Origin of the sequence: Enterococcus sp. DIV1316a (assembly GCF_050536915.1) — a bacterium.
GTDB classification, from domain to species: Bacteria; Bacillota; Bacilli; order Lactobacillales; family Enterococcaceae; genus Enterococcus; species Enterococcus faecalis.
In genome coordinates, this window is sequence record NZ_CP172913.1 from 448,702 (window position 1) to 464,320 (window position 15,619).

At 37.6% G+C, this 15,619-nt stretch carries 14 protein-coding genes; 10 read left to right on the forward strand and 4 right to left on the reverse strand.

Going from position 1 to position 15,619, the window contains the following annotated elements:
• Positions 1-284 precede the first annotated feature (284 nt).
• The 5 genes from IGL56_RS02265 (at position 285) to IGL56_RS02285 (ending at position 7,915) form a co-directional block, all read left to right on the forward strand.
• A complete protein-coding gene (locus tag IGL56_RS02265; RefSeq protein ID WP_002355517.1) occupies positions 285-2,471 on the forward strand; it encodes a PBP1A family penicillin-binding protein in 2,187 nt (728 codons plus the stop codon).
• A gap of 62 nt (positions 2,472-2,533) precedes the next feature.
• Positions 2,534-2,875, forward strand: a complete 342-nt coding sequence (locus IGL56_RS02270; protein ID WP_002355518.1) for a YlbF family regulator — start codon at positions 2,534-2,536, stop codon at positions 2,873-2,875.
• A 155-nt stretch (positions 2,876-3,030) separates the two neighbouring features.
• The gene (locus tag IGL56_RS02275; protein WP_002364822.1) at positions 3,031-4,266 is read left to right on the forward strand and encodes a DNA repair exonuclease; all 1,236 of its coding nucleotides are present in this window, start codon (positions 3,031-3,033) and stop codon (positions 4,264-4,266) included.
• Positions 4,263-6,974: an ATP-binding protein gene (locus IGL56_RS02280; protein ID WP_002364820.1), complete on the forward strand. Its 2,712-nt coding sequence runs from the start codon at positions 4,263-4,265 to the stop codon at positions 6,972-6,974. Before IGL56_RS02275 ends, IGL56_RS02280 begins: the two co-directional genes overlap by 4 nt.
• Entirely contained in the window at positions 6,971-7,915 is a 945-nt protein-coding gene (locus IGL56_RS02285; RefSeq protein ID WP_002355522.1) for a 3'-5' exoribonuclease YhaM family protein, read from the forward strand. Before IGL56_RS02280 ends, IGL56_RS02285 begins: the two co-directional genes overlap by 4 nt.
• A 38-nt stretch (positions 7,916-7,953) precedes the next feature.
• Here IGL56_RS02285 and IGL56_RS02290 read toward each other — a convergent pair whose 3' ends face one another.
• The 3 genes from IGL56_RS02290 to IGL56_RS02300 all read right to left on the reverse strand — a co-directional run bounded on the left by IGL56_RS02290 (position 7,954) and on the right by IGL56_RS02300 (position 9,916).
• On the reverse strand, positions 7,954-8,982 hold the full coding sequence (locus IGL56_RS02290) for a peptidylprolyl isomerase (protein ID WP_002355524.1): 1,029 nt from the start codon (positions 8,980-8,982) through the stop codon (positions 7,954-7,956).
• A gap of 163 nt (positions 8,983-9,145) precedes the next feature.
• Complete coding sequence (locus IGL56_RS02295; protein WP_002355526.1) at positions 9,146-9,490, reverse strand: YtxH domain-containing protein; 345 nt, start codon at positions 9,488-9,490, stop codon at positions 9,146-9,148.
• Positions 9,491-9,916, reverse strand: coding sequence for an HIT family protein (locus tag IGL56_RS02300; protein ID WP_002355527.1), 426 nt, complete (start codon positions 9,914-9,916; stop codon positions 9,491-9,493). It abuts the gene before it with no gap.
• A gap of 213 nt (positions 9,917-10,129) precedes the next feature.
• Here IGL56_RS02300 and IGL56_RS02305 point away from each other — a divergent pair, with 213 nt between their 5' ends.
• The 4 genes from IGL56_RS02305 (at position 10,130) to trmB (ending at position 13,705) form a co-directional block, all read left to right on the forward strand.
• Entirely contained in the window at positions 10,130-10,867 is a 738-nt protein-coding gene (locus tag IGL56_RS02305; RefSeq protein ID WP_002363160.1) for an ABC transporter ATP-binding protein, read from the forward strand.
• A 1-nt stretch (position 10,868) separates the two neighbouring features.
• Entirely contained in the window at positions 10,869-12,080 is a 1,212-nt protein-coding gene (locus tag IGL56_RS02310; protein WP_002370786.1) for an ABC transporter permease, read from the forward strand.
• 128 nt (positions 12,081-12,208) lie between these two features.
• A complete protein-coding gene (locus tag IGL56_RS02315; protein ID WP_002355531.1) occupies positions 12,209-12,988 on the forward strand; it encodes a phosphotransferase family protein in 780 nt (259 codons plus the stop codon).
• A gap of 72 nt (positions 12,989-13,060) precedes the next feature.
• Complete coding sequence (trmB, locus tag IGL56_RS02320) at positions 13,061-13,705, forward strand: tRNA (guanosine(46)-N7)-methyltransferase TrmB (protein ID WP_002355532.1); 645 nt, start codon at positions 13,061-13,063, stop codon at positions 13,703-13,705.
• A gap of 59 nt (positions 13,706-13,764) precedes the next feature.
• Here the strand turns inward: trmB and IGL56_RS02325 are convergent, their stop codons facing one another.
• Positions 13,765-14,511 (reverse strand): MurR/RpiR family transcriptional regulator, encoded by a 747-nt coding sequence (locus IGL56_RS02325; RefSeq protein ID WP_002363162.1) that lies wholly within the window; start codon positions 14,509-14,511, stop codon positions 13,765-13,767.
• Between the two features lie 178 nt (positions 14,512-14,689).
• Between IGL56_RS02325 and pfkB the strand changes: the two genes are divergently transcribed.
• The gene (pfkB, locus tag IGL56_RS02330; protein WP_002355534.1) at positions 14,690-15,616 is read left to right on the forward strand and encodes a 1-phosphofructokinase; all 927 of its coding nucleotides are present in this window, start codon (positions 14,690-14,692) and stop codon (positions 15,614-15,616) included.
• The last annotated feature ends 3 nt before the right edge of the window (positions 15,617-15,619 follow it).

The window sequence follows — 15,619 nt, forward strand, 5'->3', positions numbered from 1 at the left end:
GTCAGAACGGAAAAAAAGCTGAAATTTGTTAGAAAGGCAGTTCCTTGAGAGATTCTTAAACAAATTTACATAAAAAACGAAGAAAAGCATGATAGAATAGAGGCTAAATAAAGACTCGTTTCTAAGCGTAAGCAATTATTTACCTCTAGTGAAGGCCATATTTCCTTTGCTACAGCGAAAAGACCATTGAAATTGTTTTTCAAGAATTTTTCATGCTTTAGACCTAGGTCGTACCTGCAAGAATATGGTAGACTTAGCCAAGAAACGTAAACAGAGGGAGTACTATGGACAATCTTAAACAATTTTTTAGTAAAGTCGGTGTCGGATTACGTCATTTTTGGACGTGGATAAAGCCTTATTTAATACAATTCCATCAAGCCAGAAAGCGGATTTGGAAAAAGTATCAAATCAATAAAATTTTCTTGTTAATTGGTTTGGTAGTCGCTTTAGGTGCCAGTATTTATTTATTTTACTTAGCCAAGTCCGCAAACGTTGAGACCCTAAAATCGGGGCTAAGTGAATCAACACGTGTTTATGATGAATCAGGAGAGGAAGTCGGAAAATTATTCGGGCAAAAAGGGACTTTTGTGGAACTGGATAATATTTCTCCTTATATTCAAGATGCGGTTATTTCAACTGAAGATCGCGGGTTTTATCAACATAAAGGGTATTCCATCAAAGGGATTGCCCGTGCGGTTGTTGGAAAATTGACCTTTGGGAAAATCGGTGGCGGTGGTGGCGGAAGTACAATTACGCAGCAATTAGCCAAAAATGCTTACTTAACGCAAGAGCAAACGTTAGATAGGAAAGCCAGAGAATTATTCTTAGCGATTGAAATCGAAAAGAAATATTCGAAAAAAGATATCTTGGCAATGTATTTAAATAATTCTTATTTTGGTAATGGTGTCTGGGGCGTGCAAGATGCAGCTCGTAAATACTTTGGCGTGGATGCGTCCCAAGTTACAGTGGGGGAAGCCGCAACGCTAGCGGGCATGTTAAAAGGGCCAGGAATTTATAACCCAATTGATTACATTGACAATGCCACAGCGCGACGGAATACCGTTTTACAACTAATGGTCGACAATAAAAAACTATCTCAAGAAGAAGCCAATCAAGAAGCGAGTGTTAACTTAGCGAGTCTATTAAATGACACCTATGTTGGCGACGAAAATAGTTACAAATATCCATATTATTTTGATGCGGTAATTGATGAAGCGGTCAATCGTTATAAATTTAAAGAAGAAGATATTTTAAATAAAGGCTACAAGATTTACACGTCTTTAAATCAAAAATATCAAGATGCGATGGATGCAACTTATAAAAATGATGCACTATTTCCACCCAATGCAGAAGATGGTGCCATGGTTCAAAGTGGCTCTGTAGCCATTGATCCGAAAACCGGCGGCGTGCAAGCACTGGTGGGCGGTCGAGGGGAACACGTTTATCGAGGCTTTAACTTTGCAACGCAAACAAAACGTTCACCAGGCTCGTCCTTAAAACCAATTTCTGTCTATACACCAGCTTTAGAGGCTGGCTATAAACCAGACTCTGTTTTAGAAGATAAACCACAAGATTATTATCCAGCGCAAAACTATAGCCGCACGTACAGTGGAGAAGTTCCTATGTATCAAGCCTTAGGAGAAAGCTTAAATTTACCAGCGGTGTGGTTATTACATCAAATTGGTTTAGATAAAGGCTATGAAAAAACAGAGAAATTTGGCATTCCGTTATCAGAAAAAGATCGATATTATGGTTTAGCACTTGGGGGATTACAAACGGGTGTTTCGCCACTAACTATGGCGGGAGCTTATAGTGCCTTTGCCAATGAAGGCTATAAAACTGAAACGCATTTAATTACAAAAATCGTCGACTCAACTGGCGCAATTGTAGTTGATAATACTAAAGTCAAGAAAGAACAAGTCATTACCAAAGATGTTGCAGACGGGATTACAAGTATGTTACTAGGGGTCTTTAGTTCTGGGAGCGGGGTCAACGCACAACCAGCAGGCTACGTAATGGCTGGTAAAACAGGTACGACAGAAACCAACTTCGATAGTAGTAAAACGAACGATCAGTGGGTGATTGGTTATACACCAGAAGTTGTCATTGCTACTTGGTTAGGCTTCCAAGAAACCAGTAAAACCCATTATTTGGAAGGCAGTAGCGCTACGTATGCCTCACAGGTGTTCAACAGTCAAGCCAGTGGCATCTTGCCACAAGTCAAACAAGCACAATTTCCTGTCGCGGATGCTTATGCCACAGGTGGGAAAGTTGTTGATAGCAACGATAGTTTAACTGGTGGTGCCAATTCTAATTGGCGGGATAACTTGAAAGACTTTGGAAATTCTGTTCAAGACGGCGCTAGCAATTTCGGAGATACATTGAATGAAGTTGGGGGACAAATTAAAGACGGCGCGAAAAAAGTCAAAGACAAGATTGAAGGAATTTTCGGAGGCTTATTAGGAAATTAGTTGGGAAAACCTAAGAGAAATGGTACAATAAAGATGAAACTATTGAGAAAAGAGGGATTCCATTGAGTAACATTTATGATACAGCCAATCAGATTGAACGTGAACTACGTGAGTTAGACGAATTTAAAGCATTACAAGCAGCGTATGAAGAAGTAAAAGCAGACGAAGCAGCTTACACATTGTTTAAAGAATTCCAAGGATTCCAACAAGGACTTCAAGAAAAACAAATGCGCGGCGAAGAATTCACGGATGAAGATGCTGAAAAAGCACAAAGCATTGCAACGAAAGTGCAAGAAACAGCAGTTATCAACGAATTAATGCAAAAAGAACAAGCGTTTAGCTTAGTTGTCAATGATTTAAACCGAATTATCATGACTCCTGTGCGTGATATGTATAACGATTAATTTACGTAATTGAACTCTGACAAGTTGTCTATAAGACAATTTGTCAGAGTTTTTCTTTTACTGAAAATAAAAAAACGAACAAATTTTCGTATGTTTTTACTGACCAAGCTGGCAGAAAATGATATGATAAAGGGAGGAGAAAAGGAGGGGAAACGATGAAACTATTGCATACAGCTGATTTACACATGGATCGGTCTTTTGAAGGGTTAACTGGGATCCCGACAGCCTTAGCGAAGCGCTTAAGAGAAGCTAATCAACAATTGTTAATGAATATCGTAACAGTTGCCATTCGAGAAGCGGTGGACTTGGTTATTTTTGCAGGAGATACGTTTCATCAAAGTCAGACCTCTATTTCAATGCAAGCCCAATTGATGGCTGCATTAGAACAGTTGAAACAAGCAGAAATCCCTGTGATTCTAACATTTGGGAATCATGATTACTATAAAAAAGACCGCTATTGGTTTTCTTTTCCAGACAATGTTTTTTTATTTGAAAAAGAAATGGTTGAGACACTGTATTTTGAAACGAAAGCGGGCGAACAAGTGGCTGTTTCAGGGTTTAGTTATGAGCATCCCTGGATTGATGAAAATAAAGCACTAGAATTTCCTATCAAACAAGCAGAATCTGATATTCATATTGGGATTTATCATGGAGACACCAGTCGGAAAGCGCAACAAAATTATGCTCCGTTTACATGGAAGGATTTAAAAGCCACTGGCTATAATTATTGGGCATTGGGCCACATTCATCAGCCGCAAATTGTTAGTGAACAACCGCTAATTGTTTATCCTGGAACACCTCAAGGACACACGAAAAAAGAACAGTCTTTACAAGGGGTTGCAGTGGTCACACTTTCCCAAAATCAAGCGACTGTTCAATTTGAAAAAGTCGCAGAAATAGATTGGACGAATGAAGAAGTATCTCTTGCGCAATGTCGTGACACCCAAAGCGTTTTGTCTTATCTTGAAACCAGTTTGCTGACGAAGTGGCATGCGCATCAGCAACAGCAATTGATGGCGTTGACACTGAAAGAAACGCAACATTTGGATGTGACCGTGGTGCAAGCCATTGTCAATGGTGAACTATTAAGCTACTTACAGCAGCAGCTTTTACAAAAAACGCAAGGTGATTTTTTTGTTTATCGCCTAATATTGCAAGCAGAGGAACCAACGAAAGAACCGATCTATTTATCCGCTAGTCCCAACTTATTAACGGCATTAGAAAAAACATACTTAGATCCAGTTATTTTTGAAGATACCACCAAGGAATTGTTACGTTATCCAGAATTTGCTGGAATTTTTTCAATGGATGAGCAGTGGCGATTAGAGAGCTTGCGCCTAGCACATGAGCAAATTAATGAAGACTTTACTATTCAGGAGGACCCACTATGAAATTACTTGCAGTAGAGATTGTGGGCTTTGGAAAATGGCAACAACAGAAAATTACATTTGAATCTGGTAATCAATTGCTGTACGGCGCAAATGAAGTTGGCAAGTCCACATTGTATCAATTCATTCAAGCAATGCTGTTTGGTTTTCCCACAAAGGGCAAAAGAAAACGCGATTACGCACCTAAAAATGGTGGCTCGTATGGTGGTCGTTTGTGGTTGGCACATCCTGTGTTTGGGGAAGTTCAAGTCGAGCGTTTTAAAGAAAAAAATAAAGGGCAAGCAATCATTTATTATCAACAACAAATGGGGGATGAAAAAACCTTACAGCAAATGTTACATCCGCTAACGAAAAAGTTATTTCAAGAGGTTTTTACTTTCCAACAAGAACAATTAATTACGAGTGACAAGTTGACAGAAGAGGAACTGCAAACATCCTTGTTAGCCATTGGTGTTTCTGGTAGTCAACAACTTTTGACTTACCGAAATACGTACTTTAAAGAAGCACAAAAAATCTTTAAAGGTAAAGGACAGCAGCCATTACTCAATCAGAAGTTGGCGGCTTATCAAGAACTAAAAGAGCAAATTCAAGAGAAAGAAGCGCAGCAACAAACTTTTCAACAATTAGAAGAAACGATTCGCGAAACAGAACAACAGCAAGTGACACTGCAACAGCAATTAAAAGAAACGCAACAGGACTTGTTACAGGTTGCGGAACAGCAACGTCACTTTCCCTTGTACGAAGAATGGCAGTCACTACCTGAAGAAACAGAGAACGTTGTTTTAGTAAAAGAAGACCAAGTTCAATTAGAAGAAACCTTTCAAGAATATATGTACCTAGACAAAGAACGACAACGTTTGACCAAAGAGTTATCTCTTCAGTCAGAAGCGCTCGATGTTCCAGAAGGCTATGCTTTTTACCTAGAACAAGAAGCATTGATTCAACAATTGTTGAATCAACGCTATGATATGCAACAATTGATGACGGAATCGGAATGGATGACCCAAACCTTTGAGCAAAATCGTCAAGAAATGGTCCTTTTAGAGAACGAATGGTCATGGTCGCCTGAACGACCACCACAGCTTTTTTATGACAACGAAACCGTTCAAAAGTGGCGCCAACAACAAGTTGCGTATACGCAAGCTCTTCAAAAAGGACAAGAACAGAAAGCATTCTTGACTTCTCAAATTGAAAATCTGGAAGACCAGTTAACGGATTTTGAAAAAGCGCATGCCGCATTTTTTGGTGAAGCGACGCGTGCCCAAAAAGCGCAGAAAACAAGTCAACCACTTTGGTTATTGCTAGGAAGTATCCTTGCATTACTCGGTTTCTTTTTGCCAAGCCCTTTAAAATGGGGCCTAGTTCTCGTGGGAGTTAGTTTTATCGCGAAAGAAGTGCTTAGCTACGCCACTAGAAAAGAAGTTTCCTCTGATGAAGTGAAAGAAGAGTGGCAGACAAAACTTTCGCAACTAGATTATTTAAATGAACAGTTCCAACAGGCGCTGAATCAAGAACGTGAGGCACAACTGCAAGTGGAACAACTTGAACAAGCAGTAGCGGAGCAAGCCCAAGTCCATCAATTAGGAAAAATGCAACAAATTGATACTTTAATGAATCAGCGGGAATTGATTACGCGCTATTTATTGCTTGTTCAAACAAATGAAGAACTCATGAGTCAATTGAAGGAAAATCAACAAAAACGCCAAGTATTTGAAGAACAAATCTTCCCATTGATGACGCATTTACCCTTGCAAGGAAAGAGCCTTTCCGAAAAGTTACACTTTTTAGAAGGATTTGCTGAAGAAATGGAGAAGGTTCGCTTTGCTCAGGAGTATCAAGCAGATGGCTATCTCAAACAGCAGTTACGAGAGTTGAAAACTAAACAGCAAGAAGCATTAACACGAATTCAGCCTTTACTAATTCGTTATCGGATTCTATCAATCGCTGATGTTCCAAGTAGGATTCAACAGCTGACCACTCAGCAAGCTCAAGTTGGTCGTGGGCAAGAATTAGCGACACAATTAGGCAATCTGTTTCCAGAAGCGGTAACAGAAGCAGCGTTAAAAGACCGTTCTTTACAACTGGCGCAGCAACAAGCACTGGAAGAAAGTCAGTTAAATAAAATACAAGAACAGTATCAAGCGCTGATTTATGAAAAACAACAATTAATGACGGATGGTACCTTAGATGAGTTGTATCAACGACAAGCAATTTTAAAAGCGGAAATCAAAGAACTAGCTCAACGTTGGTCTGGGTATCAACTAGCGGGACAACTGCTAATGGACCTATTAACAGAGCTTTCGGAACAACAATTGCCCAGCTTATTACAGTATGCATCAAGCTACTTTGCACTTTTAACAAATCAGCGTTATCAATCAATCCAAGTAGCCGAAGGTCAACTAGTTGCGGTGACGAAAGAACAAGAAATGTTTTATTTACATGAATTATCAACTGGCACTAAAGATCAATTGATGATGGCTGTTCGTTTTGCCTTTTTAGCAGTCCAAGGCGAGCAACTGATTTGTCCAATTATCATTGATGATGGCTGGTTACACTATGATCATCAAAGAAAAGCCCAATTAGCTGAATTATTTACTAAATTTGGTCAAAAACAGCAAGTCATTTGTTTTTCTTCTGACCAAGAAATGGTAAGCTATTATCAGGACTTACAACAAAGAGTAATTGCGTTAGAAGGAGGAAGCGTCAAGTGAAAAAATTACGTGAATTAACAGTAGAAGAACTTTTTGAATCATTTGTTCTAATTAAAAATGCCGATGTACGTGTAGCTAAAAATGGGAAAAAGTTTATTGCCTTTACCTTTCAAGACACATCTGGCACGATTGACGGAAAATATTGGGACGCCTCTGAGGATGAAATTACACGATTTACTGCGGGGAACGTTGTTTTACTGAATGGGAAACGAGAAGTTTATCAAAATAAACCCCAAGTAAAAATTTTACACATGCGTTTAGCGACAGCAGAGGAACCAAGCCAGCCAAGTTTATATATGGAACGAGCGCCTTTGAAAAAAGAAGAGATGGTCGAGGAAATCAATCAAGTGATTTTTGAGATTACCAATGCTCATTGGAATCGTATTGTGCGCTATCTCATGACGAAATACCAACAAGAATTTTATGAATTTCCTGCAGCCAAACGGAACCATCATGCTTTTGCGAATGGCTTAGCTTACCACACTGTCTCAATGTTGCGCCTAGGCAAAGCAATTGCTAAGGAATATCCTGAAATTAACACGTCACTATTATACGCGGGGATTATTTTACATGACTTAGGAAAAGTTTTAGAGTTATCTGGCGCTATTACGACAGAATATACGGTGGCAGGGAACTTAATTGGTCATTTAGTTTTGGTGGATGAGGAAATTACCAAGGCGTGTTTGGCTTTGAAAATTGATGATCGAGAAGAAGACGTTGTCGTTCTTCGGCACATGGTCTTAGCCCACCATGGATTGTTGGAATATGGCTCACCTGTGCGACCAAGAATTATGGAAGCGGAAATCTTACATCAAATTGATACCATGGATGCGTCCATTCAAATGATGCTAGGGGCAATTCGTCAAACACAGCCTGGGGAGTATACGGAACGAATCTTTGGTTTAGATAACCGCAGTTTCTATGTTCCAAAAGATAAATAAAAAAGGGAGTGGTCAATCGACCACTCTCTTTTTTATGCTTATTTAGAAGAAGATTCTGTTGTTTTGCTTGAAGAATCTGTTGCTTTTTCAGAGTCGCTTGTTTTGGTATCGCTTGTTTTAGAATCACTTGATTTTGATTCTTTTTTCTCTGAAGAAGCGCTTGAAGATTCAGTTTGCATGTAGCCTGCTAAAGCGTTCTTGAAGGCATCATCTTTAATTTTCACATTGGCCGCTTTTAATTCGTCACTAATGACTTTCGAAACAAATGTTTGATCGGCTAATTTTGTTTCTTCAGCAATTTTCTTGATCTCTTTTTCATAAGGTTTCATGTCATTGCCTTTTGCTTTGTTTTTCGTCATTTTCACTACATAGTAGGTTGTTTGGTAGGTTTGCATATTTGTTGCAGCAATTGGTTCTGACACTTCGCCATCTTTTAATTTGAAGGCAGCTTCTTTAACTTCGGCAGGAACAGTTGTTGCTTGTGAATCAAATTTAATTTTACCGCCATCTTTTTTCGTAGCAGCATCTGTTGATTTTTCTTTAGCAATTTTTGTGAAATCGCCGCCGTCAGTGATTTCTTTCTTGACAGCTTTGGCATCATCTTCTGAAGCAACTTGGATAATTTGTGCTTCTACTTCTGGATGGAAACTTGCCCAAGCTGTTTTTAAGTCTTCATCTGTAATTTTTAAGTGGGCTTTTAGACCTGCATCATAGGCTGCTCTTTGTTTTAACTGTTTCTTGAATGTTTTTTCAGTTAAACCAGCTTGTTTTAATGCATCAGAGAACTTTCCACCTTGTGCTTCTACTTGTTCTTTGGCTTCGTCAAAGTTTTTTTGAATATCTTTGTCAGTTACTTTGTCGCCATATTTTTCTTCAAAGACTTTATAAATAACCATTTGGCTAAACGCTTGTTGGCTAGTGCTTTGTTCTTTAATTTGGTTATAAAAATCATCAACAGTAATTGTTGAACCTTTCATTGTTGCGATATCTTTTGAACCGCTTGAACACGCTGCTAAACTAAAAACGGCCATTGCGCCCGCTGCAGCTAAGATTAGTTTTTTCTTCATTCTCTTATGCACTCCTGTTTTTTTTAGTTTTATTTCTGTTATAACTATACCATACCTTATTTTGAAAAAGAAAGAGTCTCAGACATAGTTTCAAACAAAATTCGTATTTACGTCACACTTTTTATTTTTTTAATAACAAAAGAAATAATTAACATAAAAGACTTTACTTTTGCTTGTTGGTTTGTGTGTCAGGTAATTCAGCCGTGATTTTAGCAATTTGTTCTTTAATTTGAGCAATCCGAGGTTCCGCTTGGAATTTGAAATCAGTGATTTCTTGTTGCAGGTCTTTTGAAAATTCAGTTGCCAGTGGAACGTTTTCTTCGACAACTGCCAAATTTCGTTGCACCTGATCCCAGTCATTCGTGACTTGATTTTTCAGTGAACGATAGTCCTCTAGCTCATTGATTAAATGTTGGCGTGTTTCTTTCCCGCTTCTTGGAGCAGCCAACAAGCCGCCAATGGTACCAGCAGCTGCACCAAAAAAGAGACCTTTAATAAATTTTTTCATTTAGTTCACCTGCTTTGCAATGGTCTCAGCAATTTCTTGCATCGCTTCGGCGGAATAGTCCTCTTGATGGTTGCCAAAATGAATAGAGAAATCATCTTCTTTTGAATAACGGGGAATCAAATGAACGTGGGAATGGAAAACGGATTGATAAGCCACTTCCTTATTGTTATTTAAAATGTTTAATCCTTCCATTTCTGGAAAAGCTTTTTCTAATGCTCGTGCTACTTTAGGAATACGAGCAAAGACGTCGCTTGCTAAAACGTCATTATATTCAAAAATATCAGCAACGTGTTGTTTTGGAATCATTAAGGTATGCCCTTTGGTCACTTGTGTAATGTCTAAAAACGCGTAGACTTTCTCGTCTTCATAGACTTTATAACTTGGGATTTCGCCGTTGATAATTTTACAAAAAATACAATCATTCATGAAAAATTCCTCTTTTCTCTAGGTTCTTTCCTTTACTTTACCACAAGTTGATTTCTCTGTGGATGAAAAAGTACGTGAGTTCGCTAAAAAGTTCGTTTCATTTCGTGTATAATAAGAGAAAGAAAAAAATCCATTTAATTAAGGGAGTAATTTTTGAATTCTTGGTTCGCTTAGGGTTTAATAATGGTAGAGAAAAGGTTGGAGGCAAAAGAAATGAGCTTAACAATTGAACATTTAACAGGAGGTTACGGCCATATTCCTGTCTTAAAAGATATTAATTTTGACGTCAAGTCTGGTGAAATGGTTGGTTTAATTGGCTTGAATGGTGCGGGGAAAAGTACCACCATCAAAAATATTATTGGGTTACTTACGCCGCAAAAAGGCAAAATTATGATTGACGGGGAAACATTGCAACAAGCCCCTGAAGAATATCGTAAAAAAATCGGGTATATTCCGGAAACACCTTCTTTATATGAAGAATTAACATTGAAAGAGCATATCGAAGTAACGGCCTTGGCTTATGATATTCCATTAGAAGAAGCGTTCAAACGAGCAGAACCATTACTAAAAACGTTCCGTTTAGACAATAAATTGGAATGGTTTCCTGCTAATTTTTCAAAAGGCATGAAACAAAAAGTCATGGTACTTTGTGCATTCTTAATTGAACCGAGTTTATATATTATTGATGAACCTTTTCTAGGCTTAGATCCTTTAGCAATTCATGCTTTATTAGAATTAATGGATACGATGCGTAAGCAAGGGGCAGCGATTTTAATGTCCACGCATATTTTAGCAACAGCTGAAAAATATTGTGATCGCTTTGTGGTGCTACACGAAGGGAAATTACGGGCAAACGGTACAATGGCTGAATTACGTGCAGAATTTAATTTACCAGAGTCTTCTTTAGATGATATTTATCTTGCCTTGACGAAGGAAGAAAAGGTGGGGTAACATGGGCGAATTTTTTAGTCAACGTTTGTCACGGCATTTCAAAAAAATGTCCAAGTACTTGCGCTATATTTTAAATGATCATTTTGTTTTAGTCTGTATGTTTTTATTAGGCGGATTAGGTCTGTACTATTCCCAGTTGTTAAAAGAATTACCTCGTGATTTTGTTTGGGGCAGACCGTTAATTCTGTTGGGCTGGCTGCTACTCATTCAAGTTGGTAAGTTGGCTACTTTGACAGAAGAGCCCGACAAGGTTTTTTTATTACCAAAAGAAAAACAATTCGCTGCTTATCTGAAACGAGCGCTGCGCTACTCTTTACTTTTACCGATTGTGGTCAGCTTTCTAGGAAGTGGTCTATTGATGCCGTTGATTGTAGTCACAACAGGTTGGTCGTTTCAAACCTTCTTTTTATTTTTGGTCATGCTAGTTTGTATGATTTATACACATCTTAGTTTACAAAGCTATGGGCTCTATCATCTTTCGTCAACCACTTACCGTAGTTGGTGGTTTGTTTGGTTGATCAGTAGTCTCTTGATTATGACGGGAGCTATTTACTGGACGCCTTGGGTTGGTGTGATTGGTGGCATCATTCTGGCCGTTTGTTTATCGAGTATTTGGCAAAATAAGATGAAAAAGAGTTTCTTGGATTGGGAAAAAATGATCCAAAAAGAACAAAACAGAATGCATAGAATTTATAAATTCATTCAGCTGTTTACAGATATTCCTGAAGTGAGTAGTACAGTGAAACGCCGTAAATACTTAGATCCTCTCCTCGGAGTAGTCAAAAAAACATCTGAGAACACGTATGCTTACTTATTCATTCGGAGCTTTTTACGAGGTAGCGAATATAGTGGCTTATTGTTTCGTTTGATTTTGGTTGGTGGCGTGCTACTCTTCTTTTTACAAGAATTCTGGATTGCGTTGGTAGTTGCTTTATTGTTTGTCTATTTAATCGGGTTCCAGTTGATTCCCATGTACACGCAATTTGATTATATGGTGATGACACAGTTATATCCAATTTCAATAGAAAAAAAACAAGCAGCGATTCGCCGGTTAATTAGCGGCGCATTATCTGTTGCGGCCATTATTTTTGGTGGGATTGTCTGCCTTCGTTTAGGCAGTTTGCAAAATAGCTTGATCATTCTGGGTGCTTTAATTGTAGAAGTTGTGATTTTCACTAAAATGTATGTTCCAATGCGCTTGAATAAGTTATAAAGATGAGAAAACCCAGCAAAATTTACAAAAGAACCACATAGAAGCTTGACGAAGCAAGGTTTGGCGACTAAAATGGTAATTGCTGTAAAAATTGCAATAAAATTGTGTTGAGATAGGAGATAATTTCCATGGAATTTCAGTTGGATAAAGACTGGCGTCTGCAGCCGATAAAGGGCGCAACTGGTCAAACATACATGGGAATAAAAGAAACAGAGAAAGTGTTCATTAAACGAAACACTTCTCCACTTCTTGCAGCATTGTCTAAAGAAGGGTTAGCCCCGAAGATGATTTGGACAAAGCGGACAGCGAATGGCGACGTACTAACAGCCCAAGAATGGCTGGAAGGACGTTTATTACATGCGGACGAAATTGGCAAACGCAATGACGTGATTGACGTGTTATACCAATTGCATCATTCCAATTTGCTGAAAGACATGTTGAAAAAAATTGGTGGCGAAGTTTGTACCCCGCTAACAATGTTGAAAGAGTATAAGCGTCAACTACCTAAAGAATTAAAACGAAACAGTTATTTAAAAGAAGTAATCACTTATTTATATAATCATTTACCAGAATATCCAGAGACTAGTTATGTAGCTGTCCACGGCGATGTGAATCATCGGAATTGGTTAGTCTCGAATAATTATCTCTATTTAGTAGATTGGGATTCTGTGATGGTCGCGGACCCAGCGGTAGATTTAGGAATGATTTTGAGTCATTATGTCCCTCGTTCCGGCTGGAATCAATGGTTACTATCTTATGGTTTAATCCCGAATGAAAGTACGGTTCAACGAATTTATTGGTATGGTTTATTTAGCTTTTTACAAGAGATTGTTCGTCATCACCAAGAGGGCGAAAGAAGAGCAATGACTGCAGAAATTTTACAATTAAAACGAATGTTTAGTAGTTAAACTAATTCATTTAACATCCACACAGGCTGGCGAATTTCACCAGTCTGTTTTTAAAAGAAAGGAATTTTAAAGATGCGTGTAAGAAATAGACCCGGAGCAGCAGAATATATGGCAAAATATCCACAATATGTGGTAGAAGGTCCTGAAAAATGGCAAGGGAAATGGCAAGAACGTTTTGGCAATAATCATCCCATCCACATTGAAATTGGTTCAGGTAAAGGTCGTTTTATTTATGAAATGGCTAAAGCACATCCTGAAATTAATTATATTGGTATCGATATGCAATTAAGTATTTTATCGATTGCATTAGATAAGCTAGTGGCCGAGCCGTTACCTAATCTACAGTTATTGCGAGTAGACGGCGAAGCATTAACAGAATATTTTGCTGAAAATGAAGTAGATTTAATCTATTTAAATTTTTCAGATCCTTGGCCAAAGAAAAAACATGAAAAACGTCGTTTAACGTATAAAAACTTTTTAGCGACAGATGAAATTATTTTAAAACCAAATGGAGAAATTCATTTTAAAACGGATAATCAAGGGCTCTTCGAATACTCATTAAGTAGCTTTTCTAAATATGGCATGATTATTGAACGTGTGTGGCTAGATTTGCATAATAGCGAGTTTGAAGGCAACATTATGACAGAATACGAAGAAAAATTTTCTAGTCGTGGTCAACGAATTTATCGAGTAGAAGCACGTTTTGTTGCAAAATAAAAACAAGCATTCCTTTATTTTAAGTGAAGGAATGCTTGTTTTTTATTATTTAAGAAAGCCTAAGTTGTCGTTCTTAAAGCATAGGCGTCCAATAAAATTCTTGCCAGAATGGATAATGGTAACCGTGAACGCACTTCATAATCGGGGAAAAAGGAGCCTTCTGATTTGAAGCCTACGAACGGAATTTCAATGTATTTCATTAAACTAGAGTGTTTGCTTGCAGTTAAAAGGATAGTCCCAATTTCTGAGTCGTAACAGTTTTTACCAGCGACAACTAATTCTTGGGTTTCTCCGTTTAAAGAAACAAAAAGAGCCACATCTTTTTTTGATAATTTTTTACTAATATTTTTAATAATTTCTGGGTCCGTATGCAGTTCACAGTATTTGCCAGCCAATTGAAACTTAACCATCATTTCCTGAGCAATTAATTCTGAAAAACCTCTAGCAAAGATAATAATCCGTCGAGAAGCTTTGATTTTTTGGATCGCATCTTCGATATTACCAATTTCAATCATGTTAATCGTGCGAGTTACTTCTTCTTCATTCTTTAAAATGGCTGTCCGAATTCCTCGGTCTACTTTTTCTAATGCTGAAAAATTTATATTTTGGTTTTCTTTATCTTTCAAGTGATGCTTGAAGGATGTGAAACCTTCATAGCCTTTCTTTTTCATGGTTCTTACAATCGTCGCAGTTGATACGTTGGCTCGTTCGCTTAATTTTACAATGGAATAATCAGGGATTTCTAAAATATGTGTTTCGATAAAATGCCAGAGATATTGCTCTGACTCACTCAATTTTTGTTCCATAATGACCAGCCCTTCTTTCTTTCACTAAAAAAACATTTATAAGCCTATTTTTAATGAAAAAAAATAAAAAAGCTAGAGAAATTATGAAATTGTAAATGTTTTCTATATTTTTGCGAAAGAATGAAAACCTTTACATGGTATTTTGAGACATAATAAAGAGGAGAAAGGAGGAACTACAGTGACTATTTATACATGTACATTAAATTTAGCCATTGATTTATTTATCGAAACAGAAGAGCTAGTTCCTTTTGTCGTGAATCGCACGAAGGAAGATGATATTCAAGCAAACGGGAAAGGAGTCAATGTTTCCCTAATTTTAAAGATGTTAGGGATTGATAATACCGCTTTGGGAGTCAAAGCTGGTTTCACTGGGAACTATGTCGAGGATTATTTAAAAGAAAAAGAGATAACCACTGATTTTATCGAAGTCGCTGGCACAACGAGAATCAATGTGTTTACAAAAGTTACCCAAGATCAAAAGGAATACAAATTAGTCAATAAAGGACCAAAATTATCTGAAGAACATGTACAACGTTTTTTGAAAAAAATTTCAGAGTTACGTAAAGGGGATTATTTGTGCGTATCAGGAAGTTTACCACAAGGGGTTTCGCCAAGTATTTTGATTGAAATTAGCCGAATTTGTTTTGAAAAACAGGTGTTCTTAATCTTAGACAGTAGTTATGAAGAAATTTTAGATTGTTTGCCTTATCAACCATTTTTATTGAAACCAAATGAAGAAGAACTTCAAGAGTGGTTTCATACAGAAGTGCAGACTAAGGATGATTACATTTTTTACGGACAAGAATTACTGAAGCGGGGAGCCAAAAATATTTTACTTTCTTTAGGTAGTGAAGGGGCTTTATTTATGAACAATGAAAAGGTTCTTTCAGGTAATTCACCAACTGGAATGGTTGTAAATACAGCTTGTTCAGGGGATGCAATGTTAGGTACCTTTTTAGCTGGCTGGCATCAAGGACTTTCATTGGAAAAAAATTTAAAAAGAAGTATTGCAGCAGGTAGTTCAACAGCATTTCGCAAAGGATTGACAGATTTTTCAGATGTTCAGGAGTTAGAGCAACAAATAAAGATTCAAGAGGAGGAATAAACA

Bases quoted from the DNA above. Each gene is read 5' to 3' on its own strand.
- IGL56_RS02295 (WP_002355526.1), bottom strand. From the start codon at position 9,490: ATGAAAAAATTTATTAAAGGTCTCTTTTTTGGTGCAGCTGCTGGTACC.
- IGL56_RS02310 (WP_002370786.1), top strand. From the start codon at position 10,869: ATGGGCGAATTTTTTAGTCAACGTTTGTCACGGCATTTCAAAAAAATG.
- trmB (WP_002355532.1), top strand. From the start codon at position 13,061: ATGCGTGTAAGAAATAGACCCGGAGCAGCAGAATATATGGCAAAATAT.
- IGL56_RS02300 (WP_002355527.1), bottom strand. From the start codon at position 9,916: ATGAATGATTGTATTTTTTGTAAAATTATCAACGGCGAAATCCCAAGT.
- IGL56_RS02280 (WP_002364820.1), top strand. From the start codon at position 4,263: ATGAAATTACTTGCAGTAGAGATTGTGGGCTTTGGAAAATGGCAACAA.
- IGL56_RS02305 (WP_002363160.1), top strand. From the start codon at position 10,130: ATGAGCTTAACAATTGAACATTTAACAGGAGGTTACGGCCATATTCCT.
- IGL56_RS02275 (WP_002364822.1), top strand. From the start codon at position 3,031: ATGAAACTATTGCATACAGCTGATTTACACATGGATCGGTCTTTTGAA.
- IGL56_RS02290 (WP_002355524.1), bottom strand. From the start codon at position 8,982: ATGAAGAAAAAACTAATCTTAGCTGCAGCGGGCGCAATGGCCGTTTTT.
- IGL56_RS02325 (WP_002363162.1), bottom strand. From the start codon at position 14,511: ATGGAACAAAAATTGAGTGAGTCAGAGCAATATCTCTGGCATTTTATC.
- IGL56_RS02315 (WP_002355531.1), top strand. From the start codon at position 12,209: ATGGAATTTCAGTTGGATAAAGACTGGCGTCTGCAGCCGATAAAGGGC.
- IGL56_RS02265 (WP_002355517.1), top strand. From the start codon at position 285: ATGGACAATCTTAAACAATTTTTTAGTAAAGTCGGTGTCGGATTACGT.